Source organism: Franconibacter pulveris (assembly GCF_056780215.1).
In genome coordinates this window covers 4,185,160-4,210,900 of the sequence record NZ_CM165555.1, presented here as the reverse complement: position 1 = coordinate 4,210,900, position 25,741 = coordinate 4,185,160, and the positions used below count along the sequence as shown (strand labels likewise).

22 protein-coding genes are annotated in these 25,741 nt (G+C 54.9%); 5 read left to right on the top strand and 17 right to left on the bottom strand.

Going from position 1 to position 25,741, the window contains the following annotated elements:
- Positions 1-53: 53 nt before the first annotated feature.
- The 4 genes from ACU4F7_RS19835 to ACU4F7_RS19820 all read right to left on the bottom strand — a co-directional run bounded on the left by ACU4F7_RS19835 (position 54) and on the right by ACU4F7_RS19820 (position 6,436).
- Positions 54-1,079 carry an amino acid ABC transporter substrate-binding protein gene (locus ACU4F7_RS19835; RefSeq protein ID WP_481638757.1) on the bottom strand — a complete coding sequence of 342 codons (1,026 nt, stop codon included), beginning with the start codon at positions 1,077-1,079 and terminating at the stop codon, positions 54-56.
- A 486-nt stretch (positions 1,080-1,565) separates the two neighbouring features.
- Entirely contained in the window at positions 1,566-1,787 is a 222-nt protein-coding gene (locus tag ACU4F7_RS19830) for a hypothetical protein (protein WP_481637615.1), read from the bottom strand.
- Between the two features lie 374 nt (positions 1,788-2,161).
- Positions 2,162-5,275 (bottom strand): efflux RND transporter permease subunit, encoded by a 3,114-nt coding sequence (locus tag ACU4F7_RS19825; protein ID WP_481637614.1) that lies wholly within the window; start codon positions 5,273-5,275, stop codon positions 2,162-2,164.
- Positions 5,276-5,284: 9 nt separating this feature from the next.
- A complete protein-coding gene (locus ACU4F7_RS19820) occupies positions 5,285-6,436 on the bottom strand; it encodes an efflux RND transporter periplasmic adaptor subunit (RefSeq protein ID WP_029590169.1) in 1,152 nt (383 codons plus the stop codon).
- 390 nt (positions 6,437-6,826) lie between these two features.
- Here ACU4F7_RS19820 and envR point away from each other — a divergent pair, with 390 nt between their 5' ends.
- Complete coding sequence (gene envR / locus ACU4F7_RS19815; RefSeq protein WP_481637613.1) at positions 6,827-7,576, top strand: acrEF/envCD operon transcriptional regulator; 750 nt, start codon at positions 6,827-6,829, stop codon at positions 7,574-7,576.
- Here the strand turns inward: envR and ACU4F7_RS19810 are convergent.
- From ACU4F7_RS19810 to acuI, 13 genes are all read right to left on the bottom strand, one after another.
- Positions 7,512-9,608 carry a putative bifunctional diguanylate cyclase/phosphodiesterase gene (locus ACU4F7_RS19810; protein WP_481638756.1) on the bottom strand — a complete coding sequence of 699 codons (2,097 nt, stop codon included), beginning with the start codon at positions 9,606-9,608 and terminating at the stop codon, positions 7,512-7,514. The genes envR and ACU4F7_RS19810 overlap by 65 nt on opposite strands.
- Before the next feature lie 532 nt (positions 9,609-10,140).
- Positions 10,141-10,437: a DNA-binding transcriptional regulator Fis gene (gene fis, locus ACU4F7_RS19805; RefSeq protein WP_000462905.1), complete on the bottom strand. Its 297-nt coding sequence runs from the start codon at positions 10,435-10,437 to the stop codon at positions 10,141-10,143.
- Positions 10,438-10,462: 25 nt separating this feature from the next.
- On the bottom strand, positions 10,463-11,428 hold the full coding sequence (dusB, locus tag ACU4F7_RS19800; RefSeq protein WP_024558873.1) for a tRNA dihydrouridine synthase DusB: 966 nt from the start codon (positions 11,426-11,428) through the stop codon (positions 10,463-10,465).
- 353 nt (positions 11,429-11,781) lie between these two features.
- Positions 11,782-12,525 (bottom strand): carbonic anhydrase, encoded by a 744-nt coding sequence (locus ACU4F7_RS19795; RefSeq protein WP_481637612.1) that lies wholly within the window; start codon positions 12,523-12,525, stop codon positions 11,782-11,784.
- Positions 12,526-12,674: 149 nt separating this feature from the next.
- Positions 12,675-13,556, bottom strand: coding sequence for a 50S ribosomal protein L11 methyltransferase (gene prmA / locus ACU4F7_RS19790; protein WP_481637611.1), 882 nt, complete (start codon positions 13,554-13,556; stop codon positions 12,675-12,677).
- A gap of 11 nt (positions 13,557-13,567) precedes the next feature.
- Complete coding sequence (panF, locus tag ACU4F7_RS19785; RefSeq protein ID WP_029590178.1) at positions 13,568-15,022, bottom strand: sodium/pantothenate symporter; 1,455 nt, start codon at positions 15,020-15,022, stop codon at positions 13,568-13,570.
- Complete coding sequence (locus tag ACU4F7_RS19780) at positions 15,012-15,254, bottom strand: YhdT family protein (protein ID WP_029590180.1); 243 nt, start codon at positions 15,252-15,254, stop codon at positions 15,012-15,014. Before ACU4F7_RS19780 ends, panF begins: the two co-directional genes overlap by 11 nt.
- A gap of 106 nt (positions 15,255-15,360) precedes the next feature.
- A complete protein-coding gene (gene accC, locus ACU4F7_RS19775) occupies positions 15,361-16,710 on the bottom strand; it encodes an acetyl-CoA carboxylase biotin carboxylase subunit (protein WP_029590181.1) in 1,350 nt (449 codons plus the stop codon).
- A 10-nt stretch (positions 16,711-16,720) separates the two neighbouring features.
- A complete protein-coding gene (accB, locus tag ACU4F7_RS19770; protein WP_024558867.1) occupies positions 16,721-17,200 on the bottom strand; it encodes an acetyl-CoA carboxylase biotin carboxyl carrier protein in 480 nt (159 codons plus the stop codon).
- 22 nt (positions 17,201-17,222) lie between these two features.
- On the bottom strand, positions 17,223-17,675 hold the full coding sequence (aroQ, locus tag ACU4F7_RS19765) for a type II 3-dehydroquinate dehydratase (protein ID WP_024552370.1): 453 nt from the start codon (positions 17,673-17,675) through the stop codon (positions 17,223-17,225).
- A gap of 233 nt (positions 17,676-17,908) precedes the next feature.
- Complete coding sequence (gene msrQ / locus ACU4F7_RS19760) at positions 17,909-18,508, bottom strand: protein-methionine-sulfoxide reductase heme-binding subunit MsrQ (protein WP_481637610.1); 600 nt, start codon at positions 18,506-18,508, stop codon at positions 17,909-17,911.
- Positions 18,509-19,513, bottom strand: a complete 1,005-nt coding sequence (msrP, locus tag ACU4F7_RS19755; protein ID WP_029590185.1) for a protein-methionine-sulfoxide reductase catalytic subunit MsrP — start codon at positions 19,511-19,513, stop codon at positions 18,509-18,511. It abuts the gene before it with no gap.
- Between the two features lie 101 nt (positions 19,514-19,614).
- Positions 19,615-20,589 (bottom strand): acrylyl-CoA reductase (NADPH), encoded by a 975-nt coding sequence (acuI, locus tag ACU4F7_RS19750; protein ID WP_029590186.1) that lies wholly within the window; start codon positions 20,587-20,589, stop codon positions 19,615-19,617.
- A gap of 227 nt (positions 20,590-20,816) precedes the next feature.
- Between acuI and csrD the strand changes: the two genes are divergently transcribed.
- From csrD to mreD, 4 genes are all read left to right on the top strand, one after another.
- Positions 20,817-22,757 carry an RNase E specificity factor CsrD gene (csrD, locus tag ACU4F7_RS19745; protein WP_029590187.1) on the top strand — a complete coding sequence of 647 codons (1,941 nt, stop codon included), beginning with the start codon at positions 20,817-20,819 and terminating at the stop codon, positions 22,755-22,757.
- A gap of 309 nt (positions 22,758-23,066) precedes the next feature.
- The gene (gene mreB, locus ACU4F7_RS19740) at positions 23,067-24,110 is read left to right on the top strand and encodes a rod shape-determining protein MreB (protein ID WP_006818047.1); all 1,044 of its coding nucleotides are present in this window, start codon (positions 23,067-23,069) and stop codon (positions 24,108-24,110) included.
- A gap of 61 nt (positions 24,111-24,171) precedes the next feature.
- Positions 24,172-25,248, top strand: a complete 1,077-nt coding sequence (gene mreC / locus ACU4F7_RS19735; RefSeq protein ID WP_481637609.1) for a rod shape-determining protein MreC — start codon at positions 24,172-24,174, stop codon at positions 25,246-25,248.
- On the top strand, positions 25,248-25,736 hold the full coding sequence (mreD, locus tag ACU4F7_RS19730) for a rod shape-determining protein MreD (protein WP_024558860.1): 489 nt from the start codon (positions 25,248-25,250) through the stop codon (positions 25,734-25,736). The genes mreC and mreD overlap by 1 nt, the downstream gene beginning before the upstream one ends.
- Positions 25,737-25,741 lie beyond the last annotated feature (5 nt).

Sequence of the window (25,741 nt, the reverse complement as noted above, 5' to 3'; positions counted from 1 at the left end):
TGACCATAACTCCGGACTGGACGCCGCAATGCGGCGCCCGTAACAGCAAACAGTTAGCGTACCGGCGGAGCGTACTGGATCCCGCCTTTGTTCCAGAGGTTGTTCTGACCACGTTTGATCTTCAACGGGCTTTCCGAACCTACGTTGCGCTCGAACACTTCCGCGTAGTTGCCTACCTGCTTCACAATGTTGTAGGCCCATTTGTTATCGAGCTTAAGATCCTTGCCGTAATCGCCTTCTTTGCCCAGCAGATGCGCCATATCCGGCGTGGTCGGGTTAGCCGCTTTCGCATCAACGTTTTTCGAATCCACACCCATCTCTTCGGCGTTCAACATGGCGAACAGCGTCCAGCGCACCACGGAGAACCATTCGTCATCGCCACGGCGCACGACCGGACCGAGCGGCTCCTTGGAGATAACTTCAGGCAGAACGAGCCATTCGGCGGGGTTGCTCAGCTTAATGCGCAGCGCATACAGCTGTGACTGGTCGGAAGCAAGGGTATCGCAACGACCGGATTCCAGTGCTTTGGCGGATTCATCAGAGCGGTCAAAAGTGACCGGGGTGTACTTCATATTGTTCGCTTTAAAGTAGTCCGCCACGTTCAGCTCAGTATCAGTCCCCGCCTGGATACAAACGGTAGCGCCATCGAGTTCTTTCGCGCTCTTCAGGCCTGCTTTGTTATGCGTGAGAAAGCCGATACCGTCGTAATAGGTGACCCCGGTAAACGCCATGCCCATGCCCGTGTCGCGAGAAGAGGTCCACGTCGTGTTCCGGGAAAGCATGTCGACTTCGCCAGACTGAAGCGCGGTAAAACGCTCTTTAGCGGTCAGCGGCGTGTATTTTACCTTAGAGGCGTCGCCAAACATGGCTGCGGCCACGCCACGGCAAACATCCACATCAATCCCGGTAAATTTGCCGCTGGCATCGGCATAAGAGAAACCCGATAACCCGTCGCTAATACCGCACTGCACAAAACCTTTCTTTTTTACCGCATCGAATGTCGCGCCGGCGTGGGCTTGATTGGCAACAGCAAACAGCGCGGCCGCTGCGGCCAGAGTGGCTATCACTTTTTTCATAATGCATCCTGTGTGGCGAAAATTATCGTTATAAGTTTCAGGTCGTCCGGGAGGCGCCTGTTTCCTGTCTGTGGCATCAGCCATTGTGGGTAAAGCAAACGGAGTGCCAGGTTTGCATTCGCTACAGAAAGGGGCATGCGGATGCAATAAGCGAAGTGTAGCCGTGAAAAAAAGAGTTAAGCGCTCTGAAATGGTGCGAAACTGAAACCTGCGCCACATTTTGGCGCAAAAAAGTTTCATCACTTTATTAAAAGGAAAGAGAGTGGTTTCGAGCGTGAATATTGGCCTGCTCAGTATCGGAGCGGCTTGTGAGTTAACTCACGAAGCGTAATGAAATAAAACGAAACGAGCTTACAAAACGTGAGTTGTTTCAGCGGTGGAGTTATTTCCCTGCTCCGTTGTGATGCCAGAAAAGTGCCTTTCACAAGGCAGTTGCACCCTAATAAAGCAAAAAGCGCGGCCAGGCCGCGCTTTATTTAATAAAATGAGTTATTTACTCAGGGCGATGATGCCCATCGTCAACCCTGCCACCGCAGCAGCGCCGCCGGCAATGGCGCCAGCCGTTTCCCAGTTATCCTGAGTCGTGCCTTTCATGCAGGTATTAGTGTGCACCAGACGGCCCTGATCGTCATAAACGGGTACGCAAGGCGAGTCGTGGGCGCAGCCAGCCAGCAGGGTGGAAAGCAGTGCGATAGCGATAATGTTTTTCATGATATTACCTCAGCAAGATACTCCTTCAGCAACCCACTGCTTTTACGCTTTTCATTTCAGGTTAACTGAATCAGATGGCGCTATTTTATCATTCGGCGGTTGCGTCAGGCACCGGGAAATAATTGCAATCCATGTGCATTGTAAAAATTATGGAGGGAAAAATGGGGTTAAGGCGAAATAGTGAGAAAATTATGGAGAGCGCAAAGACAGAACGCTAAAAAGTAAATAATTTGAAAGCAAGATGGCTTATCGGAACACGACCTGAGCGAAAGCGTAAAAAATCTTAATATAAAATCTCAGGCTTTTAAATGTTCTTTTATGTAACGCCTTGTTTATTTAGTGAAAGGCGACAAGCGCCGCCTTTCGTTTATCTTTTAGCCGTGGCTTTTGCCAAACCGTCGACGGATGACGACAAAGAACACCGGGACAAAGAAAATGGCAAGCAACGTGGCGGAAAGCATGCCGCCCATCACGCCGGTGCCTACGGCATTCTGGGCACCGCTGCCCGCGCCGTGATTCAGCACCAGCGGCAGTACGCCAAGAATAAACGCCAGCGAGGTCATCAGAATCGGGCGTAAACGAAGCCGTACAGCTTCGAGCGTCGCTTCGATAAGCCCTTTGCCTTCTTTCTCCATTAAGTCCTTGGCGAATTCGACAATCAGGATGGCGTTTTTCGCTGAAAGACCAATGGTGGTTAACAAACCCACCTGGAAATAGACGTCATTATTCAGTCCGCGCAGCGTCGCCGCCAACAGCGCGCCGATAACGCCAAGCGGCACCACCAGCATGACCGAAAACGGTATTGACCAGCTTTCATAAAGCGCTGCAAGACACAGGAAAACCACGATTAACGAGATGGCATACAGCGAGGGCGCCTGGTTGCCTGAGAGCCGCTCCTGATAAGAAAGCCCCGTCCAGTCATAGCCGATGCCCGCTGGCAGTTTCGCGGCCAGCGCTTCCATCAACGCCATCGCCTCGCCGGTACTTTTGCCGGGCGCCGCTTCGCCAAGGATCTCCATAGACGGTACGCCGTTATAGCGCTCCAGGCGCGGCGATCCGGTCATCCAGTGAGAAGAGGAAAAGGCGGAGAAAGGCACCATTTGTCCATTGCTGCCGCGGACATAAAGGTTGTTAATATCGCCAGGCAGCATGCGAAAATGCGCATCTGCCTGTACATAGACTTTCTTCACGCGTCCGCGGTCGATAAAGTCATTTACATAGGTGCCGCCAAGCGCAGTGGAAATCGTCTGGTTGATGTCGGAAACCGACACGCCCAGCGCCTGCGCCTTATCCTGGTCCACTTCCAGCTTAAACTGCGGCGTGTCTTCAAGGCCGTTGGGGCGCACGCGAACCAGCAGGTCGGGGCGTGCTTTCACCATGCTAAGTAACTGGTTGCGTGCCTGCGTCAGCGCGTTATGTCCCAGGTTGGCCTGATCTGTCAGTTCGAAGTCAAAACCTGTTGCGGTACCGAGTTCAAGAATAGCGGGCAGGTTGAAGGGGAACACCATGCCGTCCTGAATTTGCGAGAAAGCGCCGGTAGCGCGGCCAACAATGGCTTCGACATTGTTTTCACTGCCCGGCCTTTCCTCCCAGGGTTTCAGGCTAACAAAGGCAATACCTGCGTTTTGCCCCTGACCGCTAAAGCTAAAGCCGCTAACGGTAAAGACTGATTCGACATTCTCTTTCTCTGCTGTCAGGTAGTAATGTTGCACTTGATCCAGCACCTGCTGCGTGCGCGCCTGCGTTGCCCCGGCAGGCAGTTGCACCATGGTCATAAAGACGCCCTGATCCTCCTCCGGCAGGAAGGCGCTGGGCAGGCGCAAAAACAGGACGGCCATGCCGCCGACAATCAACAGATAAAGCAGCAAGTAACGCCCGGTATTCGCAAGAATGCCGCTCACGCTCTGCGTATAGTGGTGCGTGCTGTCGTCGAACTTTTTGTTGAACCAGGCGAAGAAGCGTAGCTGGCGGGCCTGATGTTCAGGATTGTGCGGCTTAAGCAGCGTGGCGCACAGCGCAGGCGTCAGAATCAGCGCCACCAGGACCGAAAGCGCCATCGCCGCCACGATAGTCACCGAGAACTGGCGATAAATCGCACCGGTTGAGCCGCCAAAAAACGCCATCGGCACAAACACGGCGGAGAGCACCATGGCAATCCCCACCAGCGCGCCCTGAATCTGCTGCATCGACACCTGCGTCGCTTGTTTCGGCGGCAAATGTTCCTCCGCCATAACGCGCTCGACGTTTTCCACCACCACGATGGCGTCGTCAACCAGTAGCCCTATCGCCAGCACCATGCCGAACATCGTCAGGGTATTAATGGAATAGCCGAAGGCCGCCAGCACAGCAAACGTGCCAAGCAGTACAACCGGGACGGCGATAGTGGGAATGAGCGTGGCGCGGAGGTTTTGCAAAAAAAGATACATAACGAGGAACACCAGAATGATGGCCTCGAACAGCGTTTTAACCACCTCATGAATTGAGATCTTCACAAATGGCGTGGTGTCATAGGGATAAACGACCTTCATGCCCTGAGGGAAGAAGGTTTGCATCTGTGCCAGCTTCGTTTTAATCGCTTCGGCGGTATCCAGGGCATTCGCGCCGGTGGCGAGCTTGATACCAAGACCCGTTGCCGCCTGGCCGTTGATTTTAGTCACCATATTGTAGTTTTCGCCGCCAAGCTCAATGCGCGCCACATCTTTCAGCCGCACGACGGAACCATCCTGATTTACCTTGAGCGTTACGCGGGCGAATTGCTGCGGATCCTTTAGCCTCGTCTGAGCGATGATAGAAGCGTTCAGCTGCTGACCTGGTATCGCAGGCGTGCCGCCAAGCTGGCCTGCCGCTATCTGGTCGTTCTGCGCCTTGAGCTGGTTGATAACGTCCAGCGGCGTAAGTTGATATTTATTGAGCAGGTTAGCATCGAGCCAGATACGCATCGCGTACTGGGCGCCGAAGAGCTGGACGTCGCCCACACCGCTGGTGCGGCTGATGGCATCCTTCACATTGGATGCTACGTAATCGGAAATATCTTCCTGGGTCAACGCCGGGTTGCTGGTAATAAAGCCTGCAACCAGCAGGAAGCTGCTGCTTGCTTTTTCTACACTGATGCCCTGCTGCTGCACTTCCTGCGGCAGCAGCGGCATCGCAAGCTGAAGCTTGTTCTGTACCTGCACCTGGGCGATATCCGGATCGGTACCGGAGGTGAAAGTCAACGTGACGGTTACATTGCCTGCGGAATCGCTGGTGGAGGACATATACATCAGGTTGTCGATACCGTTCATGTTCTGTTCGATAACCTGCGTTACCGTATCCTGCACCGTTTGCGCATCCGCGCCCGGGTAAACCGCGGTGACGGCGATAGCCGGCGGGGCGATGGTGGGATATTGGGCAACGGGAAGCTGCAAAATAGCCAGACCGCCCGCCATCATCAGGATAATCGCCAGCACCCAGGCGAAAATAGGCCGTTGAATAAAGAAATTAGCCATAGCGCCGCCTTAACTCGCTGGTTTCGCTGCACTGTCGGGCGTGGCGTTAACCGTGACGCCCTCCCTTGCGCTTTGCAGCCCGCTGACAATGACCTTCTCGCCCGGTTTTAGTCCGGCGGTCACAAGCCATTTATCGCCTACCGCTTGCCCGGTAATCACCGTGCGCACCTCGACCTTGTTTTGCGCATTCACCACCATGACGGTAGCCTCGCCGCGCGGCGTGCGGGTTAACGCCTGTTGAGGAACCAGAATGGCGTCCGGACGAACGCCTTCGTCAATGCGCGCGCGCACAAACATGCCTGGCAGCAGAGTATGTTGTGGGTTTGGGAAAACCGCGCGAAGCGTAATAGAACCCGTGCTCTCATCCACCGTCACGTCGGAAAATTGCAGGGTGCCTTTAAGCGGGTAGGGTTGACCATTTTCCATCACCAGCTCTACAGCGCCTTGCCCATTCTGCTCAAGCTGCCCGTGAGTAAGGGCGTTCCTGAGTTGCTGGAAATCGGTGCTCGACTGGGTGACATCAACGTACATCGGATCGAGTTGTTGCACCGTTGCTAACGCGGTGGCCTGACCGTTTGTCACCAGGGCGCCTTCCGTCACGTTTGATTTGCCGATACGGCCGCTGACTGGTGAGGTTACGCGCGTATAAGCAAGATTTATCTCCGCCGTTTTGACTGCCGCCTGGGCGGCTTTCACGCTGGCGTCCGCCTGGTTAGCGCTCGCCAGCGCCTGGTCATATTCTTGCTTGCTAATGTATTGCGTGCCCGCGAGCGGGGCATACCGCTTAACCGTAAGATGGGCGATAGCGGCGGCGGCCTGCGCTTTCGCCAGTTCGCCTTTAGCGCTCTGCCAGGCGGCCTGATAGGTTGCCGGATCAATTTGATAGAGCGATTCACCGGCACGGATGTCGCTGCCTTCGGTGAAGTTGCGCTTGAGAATAATGCCGCTCACCTGGGGACGAACCTCCGCAACGCGAAAAGCGGAGGTCCTGCCTGGCAGTTCTGTCGTGATAGTTAACGGCGCGCTTTTTATGTTATGTACAGTGACGTGCGGAACCGCTGCCTGATTATGGGCGCCGTTATCGTCGTCGCATCCCGCCAGCAACGTGGCGCTGATAATAAAAGAAAGAGGCCAATATAAAAGCCCGACACGTTTCGTCATTGCTGTTCCTTTAAAAAACGCTAACACGCCATTCACCCTCAGGTGGGCAGCAGGAATAGGCGTGAACGAGAAAATAACAAGGTGCTATCCTACAAATAATAAAGCGGCGATGTAAGCAGTCCTTATTTTTCGAGGGGATTGAAAGCACGCAAACGCAAAAAAATAAGATTATGCCAGGCCCGCTTATTCATGCAGGAGGTCGTCGATAGGTATAATATATTGCCTGCTTGTTTATTATTTATAATCTGAATTCATTCTGTTGATGCATTCACAGCATTTATTTATTTCGATGTGCGTTAGTGTGTTGCCGGTTAATAAAAAGCATAAGTTCGCATGACGAATTAAACATTCAAAAAATAAATATCGTTAATTTTACTATTTAATAAATCTATGGCTCGAAAAACAAAACTTGATGCGCTTAAAACGCGTCAGCAGCTTCTCGACGCTGCCATTACAGAATTCGCTACACGCGGGTTTAACAGCACCACGCTTACTGACATCGCCCGAGCGGCAGGCGTCACGCGCGGCGCAGTTTACTGGCATTTCGAAAGCAAAGAGGCGCTTTTTAATGAAATCTGGAAAGAGCAGTTGCCCGTACGACAGCTCATTGCGCCGCTGCTTTCTTCTGAGACGCTGCATAATCCGCTCCAGTTGCTGCGTGAAACATTAACGCTTGCCTTGCAATATGTTTCCTGTAATCCGCGCTGGCGCGCATTAATGCAGATTCTGTATCAAAAATGTGAATTTAATAGCGAGATGATCCCGGAGCAGGAGATTCGTAGCCAGCTTGGTTTTAATAAAGAACGCATGGCTGCGCTCATTCGGCAGTGCATAGCGAGCGGGCAGGTATCGCAAAGCATAAATATTGACCTTACGCTTACGCTTTTTTGTGGTTGTCTGAGCGGTATTGTTAAAAATTGGTTATTAAAGCCTGACTCAATAAACTTATACAGTCAGGCCCAGCAGATAGTTGATAATATGTTAATGATGCTGCCGCAGAATAATAAGGAAAACGTGGCGACATTATCCGCGACAAGCGTTGAATTTACGCCCGCCGCAGAGAATAACGTTCCGATTACTCTTCCTGAAGTTGAGGCTGCGTTTCGCCATGGTGGGCTAAATCCGCGCCCAGGCGAGTGATAGTGTCAGGCGGCAGAGGCTTGCCAAGTAAATAGCCCTGCAGCGTATTACAGCCGAGCCGGGTCAGGAATTGCTGCTGCTCCACTGTCTCCACGCCTTCAGCCACAACCTTCAGATTGAGCGTTTTAGCCAGCGCGACAATGGCGGATACGATCGTCGCATCTTCGCCGTCGGCGCTTAGCTCATTAACGAAGGCGCGGTCAATTTTCAGCTCGCTGGCGGGCAGACGCTTAAGATAAAGCAGGCTGGAGTATCCCGTACCAAAATCATCAATAGAAGCTCTTACACCAAGATCGGTCAGGCGCGTGAGCATACGTACGCTCTCATCCGGGTTGTTCATCGCCGTGGTTTCAGTGACTTCCAGAATGAGTTTATCCGGCGGAATAGTGTACTTCTCAAGGCAGCCGGTAATGGTCTCAATCAGCGAAGGTTGTTCAAACTGTAGCGTAGAGAGATTAACCGCGACTGACCATTGCGTATGCCCCTGACGGTGCCATTCGCTTAACTGGTGGCAGGCCTCATCCAGAACCCAGTCGCCGATGGGAATGATCATGCCGGTTTTTTCCGCCAGCGGCAGAAAAAGATCGGGCGACAGCAGTCCGCGTTTCGGATGCTGCCAGCGCAGCAGGGCTTCAAAACCGATAACCGGTCCGGCAGGCGCCTGAAACTTTGGCTGATAAACCAGCCGCAGCTCCTGACGCTCCAGGGCCATCCACAGGTCATTCATCAATTGCAGCTGGGCTTGCGCCATCGTATTCATCGAAGGCTGGAAGAAGTTATAGCCATTACGCCCGGTATGCTTGGTGTGGTACATCGCCGCATCGGCGTTAAACATTAATTCACGTTCGTTATTGCCGTCATGAGGATAAAAGGCAATGCCTACGCTCAGCGTGACCTGCAGTTCATAATGTTCAATTGAGAAGGGCGTATCGATAGCGCGCACCATCGCACTGGCAAGCGTCGCCGCATCGTCCGGCTCTGCTGTTTCCACCAGCAGAACAAACTCGTCGCCGCCAATACGGGCCAGGGTATATTGTCCTTTCAGAAGCTCTTTTAGCCGCTCGGTAACGGCGATTAACAGTTGGTCGCCAATATCATGCCCGTAAGCATCATTCACCGCTTTAAAACCGTCGAGGTCCATAAACATCAGCGCGAAACGCGAGTCCTCGCGGTTCGCTTTGTGTATGGCCTGGTCGAGACGGTCTTCCAGCAAAATACGGTTCGGCAGCCGCGTCAGGGTATCCTGTAACGCCAGTTGAGCAAGTTCGCGATTGGCCTCGGCAAGAGAAGAGGCGAGCAGCGAAGTGCGGGCCTGCAGGCGGGCATCGAACATAGAAACCAGCAGCGTAATGCCAAGAATGAATAGCGTAACCATAATGACCAGTACAGCCAGCCAGTCGTTATTAACGCCGCTATGCATGCCGTGAGTGCCATCAGGAAAGTGAGCCGCCATCATGCCGGTATAATGCATCCCGGCGATAGCGATGCCCATCACTACCGCCGCGCCGGCGCGCATCAGCGCCATTTGCCCGCCATCGCGACGCAAATGAAAGGTCAGCCACAGCGCGGCGACAGACGCCAGCAGCGCGATGGCAATGGACAGCGCAACCCAGGGCCAACTCCAGACGATGCCAGGCTGCACCAGCAAGGCCGCCATTCCGGTATAGTGCATGGCCGCTATTCCGCAGCCCAACACCAGCGAGCCCGGTAATAAGCGGGACATTTGTAATTGATTGCCGCACACCAGCCAGAGCGCGAAAAACGAAGAGCCTATCGCAATCAGCATAGAGACAGCGGTAACCAGCGGATCATAGCTGAGCGCGATCGGCAGGTTCATGGCCAGCATGCCAATGAAGTGCATCGCCCAGATGCCGATGCCCATGGCAATACTGCCGCCGCAGAGCCAGACGCGCGCTGCCGTGCCGCTACTGGTGGTTACCCGGGCAGCCATATTAAGCGCAGTATACGAAGCCAGGATGGCCACAATAAAAGAGATCACGACCAGGATCTGGTCATAATGACTAACCAGCATGGCGTTGTTATCCATAGGGGTCACAGCGTCTCGCAGTTTTACTTAATAGAATAGATGTGAATTAAAGCGCCGACATTATCATTGCCAGAATTGTCGGGAAAGTGATTTAAGGCCCTTATTTTCAGATGGATTTGATAGACATTGCCAGTGATTACGTAGAGGTGTGTAAAAACGGAAAATATATAATACAGATGGTGTAATTTTATTATTAACTCTCGGCGATTTCAGGAGAGACATTTTTCAAAAAAGGCTAATTAATCAAAGTATTGATGCGTTTTCAACACGCCTGCGCGGTAAGCTTAAAAGGGCAGGTGATAAAAAGAACGCTCACCCTTCCGCTTTCGTTGAGCACGCCAGCGGTCGCTATTTTTATGATTTGCCTCCAGCCCGATAAAAAGAACAGGCAACGCGAAAGAGAAATAATAGCGGCGGCTTAAGCCAAATTTTTCTCGTCTGTAAATAACGGACAACAAAAAAGGCGCTTCCCCATGCCGGTTAGCGCCTTTTTATTCAGCAAGTTAACTGATTATTATCAGTTCATGCCGTATTTTTTCAGTTTCTTACGCAGCGTGCCGCGGTTGATACCCATCATCAGCGCCGCGCGAGTCTGGTTGCCGCGGGTGTATTGCATCACCATGTCCAACAGGGGCTGTTCTACTTCAGCCAGTACCAGCTCGTAGAGGTCGTTCACATCCTGACCATTCAGTTGAGCAAAATAGTTCTTCAGTGCCTGTTTTACCGAGTCACGCAGGGGTTTTTGGGTTACCTGATCCTGAGAGTTAACGGTAGAAACGGTCAGTACGTCAGAATTTACGCGTTGTTCGAACATAGTTCTGTCAGCTCTTTATTTCTGTTTACGCAAAATTTTCGAAGTATGCCTCCAACGCCTCCAGCTGTTCGCTGGCGTCTTCTATGGCGTTGAATGTGCGCCGAAACTGGTCATCCGGAGCATGTTCCTGAAGATACCAGGAAACGTGTTTACGCGCGATTCGGTACCCTTTTGCCTGGCCGTAAAAGTCATGCAGTTCCCGAACGTGCGCGCAAAGCAAGCGCTTAACCTCTACCAGCGGCAGGGGGGGCAGCAACTCTCCAGTGTCCAGATAATGCTGGATTTCCCGGAAGATCCAGGGTCTTCCCTGAGCGGCTCGTCCTATCATCAGGGCATCCGCCCCTGTATAGTCGAGCACAGCTCTGGCTTTAAGCGGGTCAGTAATGTCGCCATTCGCGATAACCGGAATGGAAACCGTCTGCTTAACTGTCCGAATGCTGTCGTATTCTGCGTTACCCTGAAACAAACAGGCGCGTGTACGGCCGTGAATGGTCAGCGCCTGAATACCACAATCTTCAGCCAATTGGGCAATCTCTACACAGTTACGGTTCGCCGGATCCCAACCGGTGCGAATCTTCAGCGTAACGGGAACGTCCACTGCATTCACTACCGCGGTAAGGATAGACTTCACCAGATCCGGGTATTGCAGCAGGGCTGAGCCCGCCAGCTTGCGATTCACCTTTTTGGCCGGGCAACCCATATTGATATCAATAATCTGGGCGCCGCTTTCCACGTTAATGCGTGCGGCTTCCGCCATCTCTTCCGGCACGCTACCTGCGATCTGCACGGTGCGAATACCGGGCTCATCCACATGGACCATCCGCAAACGAGATTTGTCGCTCGCCCACACTTCCGGGTTGGAGGACATCATCTCTGAAACGGTTAACCCCGCTCCCATCTCGTAACACAGCGTCCTGAATGGTCTGTCAGTGATGCCAGCCATAGGTGCTGCAATCAGGCGATTTCTGAGCTGGTGGTGTCCGATACGCATGAGTTAAGAAATGACCATACTGTGCCTGCAAGGCGGCGTATATTACGCATTTTTTGCACGAGATGAAAGGCCAAACTTTGAACAATCGGCTGTTATAGATCAAAGAACAAGCGGCTGGGCAGCGAGTGTGAATTAATAAGTCTTATAAATCATTTAGTTGAGAGGATGGCATAAACGCTAATTTCTTACGTTTGGCTTATAACTTCTTTCATTTCGTTGCTTCCGCACCCTGGTCATTGTGGCTGACTTGCTGGTTTAATGCACAACTGAACGGGAATTCGTGCGGACTAACTCACATTTTTAAGAAAATAATGCGCTCAAAAGGGCGAGACGCAGCGTCTCGCCCTGAAGCATTATTCGTCAATAACGACGCGCCCGTGAGGCGCCTGTACCGGACGGTTATTAGCGTGATGCATCACAGATTTGAATTTATCAAGCTGCGCCGGAGAAAGGGTAAGCGGATGTTTTAATACAAGCCAGGCCACCCCTTCAGAGCAAGGCGGCGTAGTAAGCGAGCCGCTAAAGCGGTAGTGCGTTTTATCCTGAGGCAGCAGTTTATTGATATCCACGTTGGCAGTCAGTGGCTGGCTCGCCTCCGCTTTCGCGGGCATCGCCTGCCAGAGCTTCTCCAGCTCGTCGTTGGCTTTGCCTGTTTCAAACATCACGGCCACCACGGCAACGTCGCCAGCCGCGTTTTTATGCACCAGGTGCATCTCCATCGCATAATGTTTGCCGTGCAGCGTATTTTCGCTCGGCGCATGGAAATGGAACTGCTGAAGCGAGAAAGACTGGCCATCAAGCGTGAGGGTATCCTGGGTTTTCCCGTTTACGCTTGCCTGAATGGTGTGGCCATTGTTCAGAACGAGACTGGGCCCATCAACGTAATGGATTTGCAGCGGAGTAGGCTGCGCTTTAACTGTGCGATCGATATCGATAGGTGACTGATTCATCCCTTTCTGGCAGAGCGAGTATTGCGGATCCAGTTCGCCCCAGTGTTCCGGAGCGCCTTCGCCTTCATAGCTCCAGTGCGAAGCCATGGCCAGAGTGGGCAGCATGCTCAGGGCGAGCAGCGCCGATTTAACGTGTGCGGTAGTCATAAAACATTCTCTGAGTGGATATTTCAACAACTTATATTTGTGAAATTTATGATTTCACTCAGTTATTATATGGGTAAAAGCGAAGGGGCAGTTGATAAAAAAAGCGAGACGGAAAAGGAAACGGCGCGAGCGTGGCCCGCGCCTGAAAATTACTGCTTAACGCCAGTAATGCGGCACCACTCTTCTTTTTCAACCACCGGGTCAAGCGCAAAGGTCCCGGCATACGCTTCGCATACGCTCTGCGCCTGGCTTGCCAGAATGCCGGACAGGCCGAGCTGGCCGCCTTTGACCGGCAGCACGCTGATAAGCGGCGCCAGTTCGCGCAGAGGACCCGCCAGAATGTTCGCGACCACCACATCGGCCTGCATATCGGCGGGCTGATCCTGCGGCAAATAAAGCGCCAGACGGTCAGATACGCCGTTGCGTTCGGCGTTGTCGCGGCTCGCCTGAATCGCCTGCGGGTCGATATCAATGCCGATGGCTTGCGCGGCGCCTAGCTTCAGGGCGGCGATAGCAAGGATGCCGGAGCCGCAGCCGAAGTCGATAACCGTCTTGCCGGTTAAATCGAGGCTGTCCAGCCATTGCAGGCAGAGCGACGTGGTGGGATGGGTGCCGGTGCCGAAAGCAAGGCCTGGGTCGAGCATGACGTTTACCGCATTCTCATCCGGTACCGGACGCCAGCTTGGGCAAATCCACAGCCGCTCGCCAAAGCGCATCGGGTGGAAGTTGTCCATCCATTCGCGCTCCCAGTCCTTATCTTCCAGTTGTTCAATTTTGTGGCGAAAGCCCGCGCCCAGCAGCGGATGATTTTCCAAAATCGTAACCACTTCCTGCATATCGGTTTCGGCGTCATACAGACCGATAACGTCGGTATCGCCCCACAGGCGGGTTTCGCCAGGCAGCGGTTCGAACACCGGCGTGTCGTGGGTATCCTGAAAAGTGATGGAGACTGCACCGCTTTCCATCAGCGCGTCGCTCAACTCTTCGGCGTTTGCCCCGGTGGTGTTAATTTTCAGTTGGATCCATGGCATGGCAAAACTCTTTATTTATCGACAGATGAAACGGCTGCGGCTTGCATTACGGGGCGACCAAAACGGTTACCTACAAGGAAAGCCAGCAAACTTAAAAGCAGGGATGGCACAATCGGGTGAAAACCCAGGTAGTGTATCTTTAGCGTAGCCAAAACGGCGTAGAGCACCGCGCCGACGATCATCGCGCTGAGCGCGCCGGTCGCGTTCGCTCGCTCCCAGTACAGCCCCAGCACCAGCGGCCACAAGAAAACCGCCTCCAGGCCGCCAAAGGCCAGCAGATTGAGCCAGATAATCATTTCCGGCGGACGCCAGGCCGCCAGCAGCAGCAACGCGCTCAACACCAGCGTGATGACCGAAGACATGCGCTTAAGGCGTTTTTCGTTATGGATCTGATCCGGGTGCAGGTTCAGCCAGAGATCTTTTACGATCGTGGCGGAAGATTGCAGCAGCTGCGCGTTAATGGTCGACATGATCGCCGCCATCGGCGCAGCGAGGAAGATCCCCGCCGCCACCGGCGGCAGCACGGTGACCATCAGTGTAGGGATAACCAGATCCGGCACGTTCAAATCGGGCAATACGGCACGTCCCAGCGCGCCCGCGAGATGCATGCCGAGCATCAGGATAGCGACCACGATAGTGCCGATGATAATACCGCTGTGCACCGCTTTGCTGTCTTTATAAGAGATGCAGCGTACCGCCGTATGCGGCAGGCCAATGACGCCGAAGCAAACCAGCACCCAAAACGAGGCCATGAAGGTTGGCGAGAGGATATCCTCTGCGCCCTGCGGCGCGACCAGCTTCGGATCGATATGCTGAAGCTTTTCTACCGCGCTGTGCAGGCCGCCTGCGGCGTGAATAATGCCCACCAGCAGCAGAATGGTGCCAATCAGCATGACCAGCCCCTGCATCGTGTCGTTAAGCACGCTGGCGCGAAAGCCGCCAAATGCGGTATAGAGCGCAATGCTGACGCCGAAAATCAGCAGGCCGGTTTCGTAGGGAATGCCTGCCGCGGTTTCCAGCAGGCGCGCGCCGCCAATAAATTGCACCGTCATGGCGCCAATAAAAGCCACCAGCAGGCTCAGGCTGGCAAGCCATACCAGCAGACGGCTTTGGTAGCGCGCATAAAGCATGTCGTTAAGCGTGACGGCGTTATAGCGGCGGGCGAGAATAGCGAACTTCTTGCCCAGAATGCCGAGAGAAAGCCAGACGGCGGGGAGTTGAATCATCGCCAGCAGTACCCAGCCCAGACCATATTTATAGGCTGCGCCCGGGCCGCCGATAAATGAACTGGCGCTGATGTAAGTCGCCGTCAGCGTCATTGCCAGCACAAACCCTCCCATGGAGCGGCTGCCAAGGAAGTATTCGTTAAGGAAGTTTCCCGTCGTGCGCTTGCGCATGGCGTAGAGCGAAAGGCCAAATACCACCAGCAGATAGGCGACAAGAGGAAGGATCACTTCATGCTGCATCGTTATCCTCCAGCGGAATATCGCGATAAATCAATTTCACCATCAACCAGCAGAGCAGAATAAACAGCAGCGGTACCAGCAGACAGGCCATTTCGAACCAGTGCGGCAGGCCCGTTACGCCTGTTGCTGAATCAGGTAAGTAAGCAGCCACTAACCATGCGGCGAGATAGAGAAGGGTCAGCCACAGCGCCCAGCGCGCCTCTTTATGGGCCTGAACAAAACGGTTGTCCATTTTTATCCCTTGTGACGTAAGAAAGCGGCGATTGTACCGCAGCAGCAGGGGGAGGCGACAAAAAATAAAGGCCAGCGGAAGCTGGCCTTATTAATGAAAGCAGGGCTTATTTTTCGTTCAGGCCCAGCTTCTTCTCCAGATAGTGGATGTTGGTGCCACCGTGCTGGAAGTTCTCATCGTTCATGATGCGCGTCTGCAGCTCGACGTTGGTTTTGATGCCGTCGATGATCAGTTCCTGCAGGGCGTTCCTCATGCGGGCAATCGCCACGTCGCGGTTTTCACCGTAACAGATGAGTTTGCCTATCATGGAATCGTAATACGGCGGTACGGTATAGCCCGCGTAGATATGCGATTCCCAGCGAACGCCAAAGCCGCCCGGCGCGTGGAAGCGCGTGATTTTACCCGGGCTTGGCAGGAAGGTATTCGGGTCTTCGGCGTTGATACGGCATTCCACCGCATGGCCTTTGATCGTCACTTCTTCCTGCTTAATGGAGAGCGGCTGGCCTGCTGCGATACGCAACTGCTCTTTGATCAGGTCAACGCCGGTGATCATCTCGGTAACCGGATGTTCTACCTGAATACGGGTGTTCATCTCAATGAAGTAGAACTCGCCGTTTTCAAACAGGAACTCAAAGGTGCCCGCGCCGCGATAGCCGATATCCACACAGGCTTTGGCGCAGCGCTCGCCGATGTAGCGACGCAGTTCCGGGGTAATGCCCGGCGCCGGCGCTTCTTCGACGACTTTCTGGTGACGACGCTGCATGGAGCAGTCGCGCTCGGCGAGATAAATGGCGTTACCCTGGCCGTCCGCCAGCACCTGAATCTCAATGTGGCGCGGGTTTTCCAGGTATTTCTCCATGTAGACCATGTCGTTATTGAAAGCGGCTTTCGCTTCCGCACGGGTCATGGAGATGGATTGCGCCAGGTCGGCGTCGCTGCGCACCACGCGCATGCCGCGGCCGCCGCCGCCGCCGGAAGCTTTGATAATCACCGGATAGCCGATGCGTTTCGCATGGGCGCGGTTCTTATCCATATCGTCGCCCAGCGGGCCGTCGGAACCCGGCACCGTCGGGACGCCTGCTTTCTTCATCGCCGTAATCGCAGACACTTTGTCGCCCATCAGGCGGATGGTGTCCGCTTTCGGACCGATGAAGATAAAGCCGGAGCGCTCAACCTGCTCGGCGAAGTTGGCGTTCTCGGACAGGAAGCCATAGCCCGGGTGAATCGCGACCGCGCCGGTGATTTCCGCAGCGGAGATAATGGCCGGGATGTTCAGATAGCTTTTTACTGACGGCGCCGGACCGATACATACAGTCTCATCCGCCAGCAGTACGTGTTTTAGATCGCGGTCCGCGCTGGAGTGCACGGCGACGGTCTTGATGCCCAGTTCTTTACAGGCACGAAGAATACGCAGTGCAATCTCGCCGCGGTTAGCGATAACAATTTTATCCAGCATGTTCGCCTCGTTATTCGATGACAACCAGCGGCTCGTCAAACTCTACCGGCTGACCGCTTTCAACCAGGATCGCTTTTACTACGCCCGCTTTATCGGCTTCGATCTGGTTCATCATTTTCATCGCTTCAACGATGCACAGGGTGTCGCCCACGTTGACTTTCTGGCCTACTTCAATAAACGCTTTGGCGTCCGGGCTCGGGGTACGATAGAAGGTACCAACCATCGGGGAACGTACGATGTGACCACTGACTTCTGCTGCAGCTGGCGCTTCCAGCGCCGGCGCGGTTGCCGGTGCGACAGCAGTAGACAGCGCAGGCTGCTGCTGCGGGGCATACATCGGCGCAGCATAGGCCTGCTGCATAACCGGGATGCCTGCATTGGCCGGCGCGCGGCTGATGCGTACAGACTCTTCGCCTTCAGAAATTTCCAGTTCAGCGATGCCTGATTCTTCAACCAGCTCGATCAGTTTTTTAATCTTACGAATATCCATGAGTGGGTTCCGTACTCTTTGTTTAGTGTGATTGTGACAGGCGTTTTACCGCCGTCTGTAGTGCATAGCTATAGCCGTCAGCGCCGAATCCGCAGATAACGCCGGCGGCGACATCAGAAAGGTATGAATGATGCCGGAACGGCTCGCGGGCATGCACGTTGCTCAGGTGGATCTCGATAAACGGGATGCTCACCGCCAGCAGGGCATCGCGCAGCGCGACGCTGGTATGCGTAAAAGCGGCCGGATTAATCAGGATATAGTCGACATTGTCTTTAGCCTGATGAATACGGTCGATAAGCGCATACTCCGCGTTAGATTGCAGGTGATCGAGCGAAACGTTTAGCGATTCAGCTTGCGCCTGGAGGCCGCTCACAATTTCATCCAGCGTCTGTTTGCCATACTTCTCGGGCTCACGGGTGCCGAGCATATTAAGGTTTGGGCCGTTCAAAAGCAAAATCTGAAATTTGTTCGCCATTGTGACGCTATCTCCTGCAATTCTCCGGTAAAAAACAAAATATACCTTCGTTGCGAGGTTGTCACCCTTAACGCCATGAAAATGGCCGGGCGAAAAACCAAAGTCGCACATTATAACGATTTCGTGGCATTTGGCAGCTAAATACTGGTCTTATCAGGGAAGATTATCAACCGGTATCAGCCAATCGATACCGGTTAATAACAGAAGTGGATTAAATGACACAGAACAGCGCATTATCTCAGCCACTGACGGAACTTCTTATAGCGCCATGCCAGCAGGACAAGCGCGATAAAGGCATAAATTAACGGCTGCGGTGAGAGGATCTTGACCGACCAGAGGTAGTGGATGGGCGCCAGGATCGCTACCAGATAAATGAAGTTATGCACTAATTGCCAGCGGCGGCCAAGTTTTCGCTGCGCCGCCTGCGTCGAGGTAAACGCCAGCGTCAGCAGCACCAGCCAGCTAAGGATGCCGAGCGTCAGATAGGGACGGCTTACCAGCTCCTGGCCGAGCAAAGAAAGGTTACTGATGCCCAATTCCAGCAGCGAATAGCTAATAAGATGAAGCGTTGCCCACGCAAAACACCATAATCCCAGCAGACGTCGGGTGCGGATCAGCAGCGGTTGCTTGAGCAAACGGGTCAGCGGCGTGACCAGCAGCGTGGCAAGCAGCAGCTTAAGCGCCATGCGGCCGGTAAAATGCTGAATATCTTTCGCCGGATCGGCGCTGAAGTATCCCTGGCTTGCCGCGTAAAACAGCCACACCAGCGGCAGGAAAGCGGCCAGATGCAGCGCCACTTTCAGCCAGACAATCTGTTTCGCCGTCAAACGCACTTAGAAATTCTCCCGCAAATCGAGCCCCTTATAGAGCGAAGCGACCTGCTCGCCGTAGCCGTTGAACAGCAGAGTAGGCTGGCGCTTCACATCAAGCACGCCGCCGGAACCGATAACGCGCTCGGTGGCCTGTGACCAGCGGGGATGATCGACATTGGGGTTCACATTGGCGTAAAAACCATATTCGCCCGGCGCGGACAGGTTCCAGGTCGTCGGCGGACGTTCGCGGGTCAGCTTAATGCTGACGATCGACTTAATTCCCTTAAATCCATACTTCCACGGCACAGTAAGGCGCACAGGGGCGCCGTTTTGCGGCGGCAGCGCCTTGCCGTAAACGCCGACGGTCAGCATAGTCAGCGGGTGCATCGCTTCATCTATACGCAGCCCTTCTACATAGGGGTAATCCAGACCGCCGCCAATAAAGCGGTCCTTCTGGCCCGGCATCTGTTCCGGCGCATAGAGCGTGGTGAAAGCGACATATTTCGCCGCACTGGTAGGTTCGACTTTTTTCAACAAGCTGGCGAGCGGGAAGCCTATCCACGGCACGACCATCGACCAGGCCTCTACGCAGCGCATCCGATAAATACGCTCCTCCAGCGGGAAAAGCTTATACAAATCATCATGATCGAGCGTCAGCGGCTTCGCCACTTCGCCGTCGATGGTCAGCTTCCAGGGCGTAGTCTGCAGCGTGCCTGCATTGGCGGCCGGGTCTGCTTTATCCAGACCGAATTCGTAGAAATTGTTGTAGCCGGTCACTTTATCTTCCGGCGTCAGCGGCAGCTTCGCCTGCCATTCGGCAGGCTTAGAAAAATCAAGGGGTTGACCCGCGGGGGCTTTGGGTCTGTCGTTGCCCTTAAACCAGTCCAGCAGATCCGCCTGGGCGACCGGGGAAAGCGAAAGCGCGGCGGCGCCGATGCCTAATGTTTTTAAGATCTGGCGGCGCTGCATAAAGAAAGCCGATTCGGCAGTGACATCGGCTTCAGTTAAACGGCTGACTTTTTTCATGACCGACTCTCTGGTGATGCGATGATAACGCTACGCCTTAATCATGACAGGGAGTCGGTCAGGCTGCGAGGTATCCGGTTAAAATTGTGTAAAAAAATCTCTCACTTCACTTTAACCAGGGTGCGGCCCTGCGCCGTGTTGTTAATGATGGCTTCGGCGAATTTCGGCGCATCGGCAAGCGCAATCTCCGTTGCGCTTTGCTCGTAGAAATCAGCAGGCAGATCCCGCACCAGTCGCTCCCAGGCTTCTTTGCGCCGAGCCGCCGGCGTCATCACAGAATCTACCCCTTGCAGACGAACGTTACGCAGAATAAAAGGCATGACCGTCGTCGGCAGCGCGAAACCGCCCGCCAGCCCGCAGGCCGCCACGCAACCGCCGTAGTTCATCTGCGCCAACACTTTCGCCAGCACTTTATCGCCCACGGTGTCGACGGCGCCTGCCCACAGCTGTTTTTCCAGCGGGCGGCTGTCGGCGAACTCGTCACGGCCCAGAATGCGGCTGGCGCCGAGACGCTTAAGATACGCATGCGTGCTTTCGCGGCCGCTGACCGCCGCCACCTGATAACCCAGCTTATGCAGCAACGCCACCGCCGTGCTGCCTACGCCGCCGCTTGCGCCGGTTACGACCACTTCGCCGCTTTCCGGGCGCACGCCTCCTTCTTCAAGCGCCATAACGCACAGCATGGCGGTAAACCCTGCGGTGCCGATAATCATCGCTTTACGTCCGTCCAGCCCCTGCGGCATCGGCACCAGCCAGTCGCCTTTTACCCGCGCCATTCCAGCGAGGCCGCCCCAGTGATTCTCGCCGACGCCCCAGCCGGTAAGCAGCACGGTCTGGCCTGCATGAAAGCGCGGGTCTTCGCTTTTACGCACGGTACCCGCAAAATCAATGCCCGGCACCATCGGGAAGTTGCGAATAATTTTGCCTTTGCCGGTAATCGCCAGCGCATCTTTATAGTTAAGGCTCGACCAGTCGATATCGACGGTTACGTCGCCCTCAGGCAGGGCGCTTTCGTCAAGGGGTTTAATAGCGGCGAGCGTCTTCCCATCCTGCTGTTCAAGAATCAAAGCCTGCATACGTTACTCCTCAATGGGTCGCTTAAGATTGGAAAAAAAACTCTGAAGACTATACTCGCATATTGAAACGCTATGCCGACTTATCGCAATAAAACCTCTGAACGTCCCGCCGGGTTTGGTAGTATGCGCGGCGGGTCTGTGTAGTTAGTACTTACTATATATATGTGGCCCCGGCACTCATGCAGCGCCGTTTGCTCGTGCCGATAACTGACGGAGTTAACACAAGGATGCGATTAACGACGAAATTTTCCGCCTTTGTCACCCTGCTGACGGGGCTTGCCATCCTTGTCACGCTGCTGGGATGTTCGCTGAGTTTCTTTAATTCCATTCAGCAAAAAGTCGCCTCCCGCGTGGTGTCAGTCGCCTCCATTATTGATAACGACCTCGTAAGCCATTCCCCCGAGGCGTTGGTTCATCGTCTCGATGAGCTAATGGTGCCGGTCGATATTGTGCGCATCGACTTCAACAGCGATGCCGGAAGGCTTTACAGCCATACGCGACCGCAAAGCTATCATCCGGCGGGCACCCAGCATCAATACCGCACTCTTGAAGTGCCGCTGCTAAAGCACCCGGGCATGTCGCTGAAGCTGACCTGGCAGGATCCGCTTGCCAACTACTACCGCTCTTTGCTCACCACCGCGCCGCTCAGCATCGCCATTGGCTTTATGGTCGTGGTGATTTTCTTTGCAGTGCGCTGGCTTAAACGTCAGCTTGCCGGGCAGGAACTGCTGGAAACCCGCGCGGCCCGCATTCTTAACGGTGAGCGCGGCGTGCGCGTGCGCGGCAGCGTGCATGAATGGCCGACCCACGTCAGCAGCGCGCTGGATGTGCTGCTTTCCGAAATTCAGAGCGCGGGCGAGCAGCGTAGCCGCATGGACACGCTTATTCGCTCCTATGCCGCGCAGGATGTGAAAACCGGCCTCAGCAACCGTCTCTTTTTCGACAACCAGCTGGCGACGATGCTGGAAGATCAGGAGAAAGTCGGCACGCATGGCGTGGTTATGATGATCCGTTTGCCGGATTTTGACATGCTGCGGGAGAGCTGGGGCAAAACCGCCGTCGAGAACTACCTCTTCACCCTCATTAATATGCTTTCGACCTTTGTGATGCGTTACCCTGGCGCGCTGCTGGCGCGCTATTTTCGCAGCGACTTTACCGTGTTGTTGCCGCATCGCACCTTAAAAGAGGCGGACAGCATCGCCACCCAGTTGCTGAACGCTGTCGACTCGCTGCCGCCTACCCGCATGCTCGACCGCAACGATATGCTGCACATCGGCATTTGCGCCTGGCGCAGCGGGCAGACGACAGAGCAGGTGATGGAGCATGCGGAAATAGCCACCCGCAACGCCGTGCTGCAGGGCGGAAACGGCTGGGCGGTGTATGACAATTCGCTGCCCGAAAAAGGTCGCGGCAACGTGCGTTGGCGTACGTTGCTTGAAGGCGTTCTCCAGCGCGGAGGTCCGCGCATTTATCAGAAACCCGCCGTTTTACGCGACGGCCGGGTGCACCATCGGGAGCTAATGTGCCGTATTTTCGATGGCGAAGAAGAGGTGCTGGCGGCGGAGTATATGCCGATGGTGCAGGTGTTTGGCCTGGCCGAACAGTATGACCGCCAGATGGTGGCGCGCGTGGTGCCGTTTTTACGCTTCTGGCCTGAAGAAACGCTCGCCGTGCCGCTTACCGTCGAGTCGCTCATCCGCCCGCCGTTCCAGCGCTGGCTGCGCGATACCTTGATGCAATGCGAAAAATCGCAGCGAATGCGCATTCTTTTTGAACTTGCTGAGGCAGATGTTTGTCAACACATCAGCCGGTTACAACCGGTGATTCGGTTAATCAAAGCGCTGGGCGTCCGCATCGCGGTCGCGCAGGCGGGATTAACGGTGGTTAGCACGGCCTATATCAAGGAACTGGATGTAGAAATTATCAAGCTGCATCCGGGTCTGGTGAAGAACATTGAAAAGCGTACCGAAAACCAGCTCTTCGCCCAAAGCCTGGTGGAAGCTTGCAACGGTACGCAAACACGGGTTTTCGCCACGGGTATAAAAACCCGAAGCGAATGGCAGACGCTGGTGGAAAGGGGCGTTGCGGGCGGGCAGGGCGATTTTTTTGCTGCTTCCCAACCCCTCGACACGAGCGTGAAAAAATATTCTCAAAGATATTCGGTTTAGCCTGCCGTTTAATTTGTTTTCACGTAGAATAACGCGCGCTGCATCTCAAGGGGGCGAGCGCGCCTGCCGGCCGGATTGTCGCAGCGTAGCGAAGCCAGTTTTGCTTTCGTGCGCGTTTTACCTTGTCAGCTCTGAACTGGTCGCTTTTTCAGCAAACCGTCCGGGCGGGAGAACGTAAAACGCAGGAGGCGAGAACTGCACTATTTTTCACCGATGCAGAACGTTTTTGCGCCTTGTCGCTGCATCGTGTGGTTGGTAAAGTAAGCGGATTTTATTTTTCCGCCCCAGCTTTCAGGATTATCCCTTAGTATGTTGAAAAAATTTCGTGGCATGTTTTCCAATGACCTGTCCATTGACCTGGGTACCGCGAATACCCTGATTTACGTAAAAGGACAAGGCATCGTATTGAATGAGCCGTCCGTTGTGGCCATTCGTCAGGATCGTGCCGGCTCGCCGAAGAGCGTCGCTGCCGTTGGTCATGAAGCGAAACAGATGCTGGGCCGTACGCCGGGCAACATCGCCGCAATTCGCCCGATGAAAGACGGCGTAATCGCCGACTTCTTCGTTACCGAAAAAATGCTGCAGCACTTCATTAAGCAAGTACACAGCAACAGCTTTATGCGCCCAAGCCCGCGCGTGCTGGTGTGTGTGCCGGTTGGCGCGACGCAGGTTGAACGCCGCGCGATTCGCGAATCCGCGCAGGGCGCAGGCGCTCGCGAAGTTTTCCTGATTGAAGAACCGATGGCCGCCGCGATTGGCGCAGGCCTGCCGGTTTCCGAAGCGACCGGCTCCATGGTGGTGGATATTGGTGGCGGTACCACTGAAGTGGCCGTTATCTCCCTGAACGGCGTCGTTTACTCCTCTTCCGTACGTATCGGCGGCGACCGCTTCGATGAAGCGATCATTAATTATGTACGCCGCAACTACGGCTCTCTGATTGGTGAAGCGACCGCTGAGCGCATCAAGCACGAAATCGGCTCCGCTTACCCGGGCGATGAAGTGCGCGAAATCGAAGTTCGCGGCCGTAACCTGGCCGAGGGCGTGCCGCGCGGTTTCACCCTCAACTCCAACGAAATCCTCGAAGCGCTGCAGGAACCGCTGACCGGCATCGTCAGCGCGGTCATGGTGGCGCTGGAACAGTGCCCGCCGGAACTGGCTTCCGATATCTCCGAGCGTGGTATGGTGCTCACCGGTGGTGGCGCATTGCTGCGTAACCTTGACCGTCTGCTGATGGAAGAGACCGGCATTCCGGTCGTGGTGGCGGAAGATCCGTTGACCTGCGTGGCGCGCGGCGGCGGCAAGGCACTGGAAATGATCGACATGCACGGCGGCGACTTGTTCAGCGAAGAGTAACAGCCGCAAGCAAGGGCAACTCCGGTTGCCCTTCTTGTTGGTTTGGGAATACGCATAGCCTATGAAGCCAATTTTTAGCCGTGGCCCGTCGCTACAGATTCGCCTTATTCTGGCGGTGCTGGTGGCGCTTGGTGTCATTATCGCCGACAGCCGCCTCGGTACGTTCAGCCAGATTCGAACGTACATGGATACCGCCGTCAGCCCTTTCTACTTTGTCTCGAATGGTCCCCGTGAATTGCTGGATAGCGTGTCGCAAACGCTCGCATCGCGGGATCAGCTTGAGCTTGAAAACCGGGCGCTGCGCCAGGAACTGCTGCTGAAGAATAGCGAATTGCTGATGCTTGGGCAGTACAAGCAGGAAAACGCGCGTCTGCGCGAACTGCTTGGCTCGCCGCTGCGTCAGGACGAACAAAAAATGGTCACTCAGGTGATCTCCACCGTTAATGACCCTTACAGCGACCAGGTGGTTATCGATAAGGGCAGCATCAACGGCGTTTACGAAGGGCAGCCCGTCATCAGCGATAAAGGCGTCGTCGGACAGGTTATCGCCGTCGCGAAACTGACCAGCCGCGTACTGCTGATTTGCGACGCCACCCATGCGTTGCCAATCCAGGTGCTGCGTAACGATATTCGCGTGATTGCCGCCGGCAACGGCTGTACGGACGATTTACAGCTGGAGCATCTGCCCGCCAATACCGATATTCGCGTAGGCGACGTGCTGGTCACCTCCGGCCTTGGCGGACGCTTCCCGGAAGGGTATCCGGTGGGCGTGGTGTCGTCAGTAAGACTGGATACCCAGCGTGCTTATACCGTGATTCAGGCGCGTCCGACCGCTGGCCTGCAGCGCCTGCGCTATCTGCTGCTGCTGTGGGGCTCGGATCGTCAGGGGGTTAACCCCATGACGCCGGAGGAAGTGCACCGCGTGGCGAATGAACGCCTGATGCAGATGATGCCGCAAGTACTGCCGTCGCCTGATGCGATGGGGCCGCCTGCGCCAGTGCCCGCGCCTGCGACCGGCATCACCACGCCGACGACAGGCGTTACCGCGCCTGCGGCTGGTGCGACAACGTCTGCGCCAGGCGCGGCGGCGCCCGCATCGTCCTCTGACGCGGCGCCCGCCGCCCGGGGAGGACCGTAGTGGGGAGCTATCGTAGCCAGGGGCGCTGGGTCATCTGGCTCTCTTTCCTTGTCGCATTGTTATTGCAGATCATGCCCTGGCCGGACGACATTCTGGTTTACCGGCCAAACTGGGTGTTGTTAATCCTGCTTTACTGGATCCTGGCGCTGCCGCATCGCGTAAATGTCGGTACGGGTTTCGTGATGGGTGCCATACTGGATCTCATCAGTGGTTCAACGCTCGGCGTACGCGCGCTGTCGATGAGCATTATCGCTTACCTGGTCGCCCTGAAATTCCAGCTTTTCCGTAACCTGGCGCTCTGGCAACAGGCGCTGGTTATTATGTTGCTCTCTCTGGCGGCCGATATTATTGTTTTCTGGGCAGAGTTTTTAGTTATCAACGTCTCTTTCAGACCGGAAGTGTTCTGGAGCAGCGTAGTGAACGGCGTGCTCTGGCCGTGGCTTTTCCTGTTGATGCGTAAAATCCGTCAACAGTTTGCGGTGCAATAAGGGTT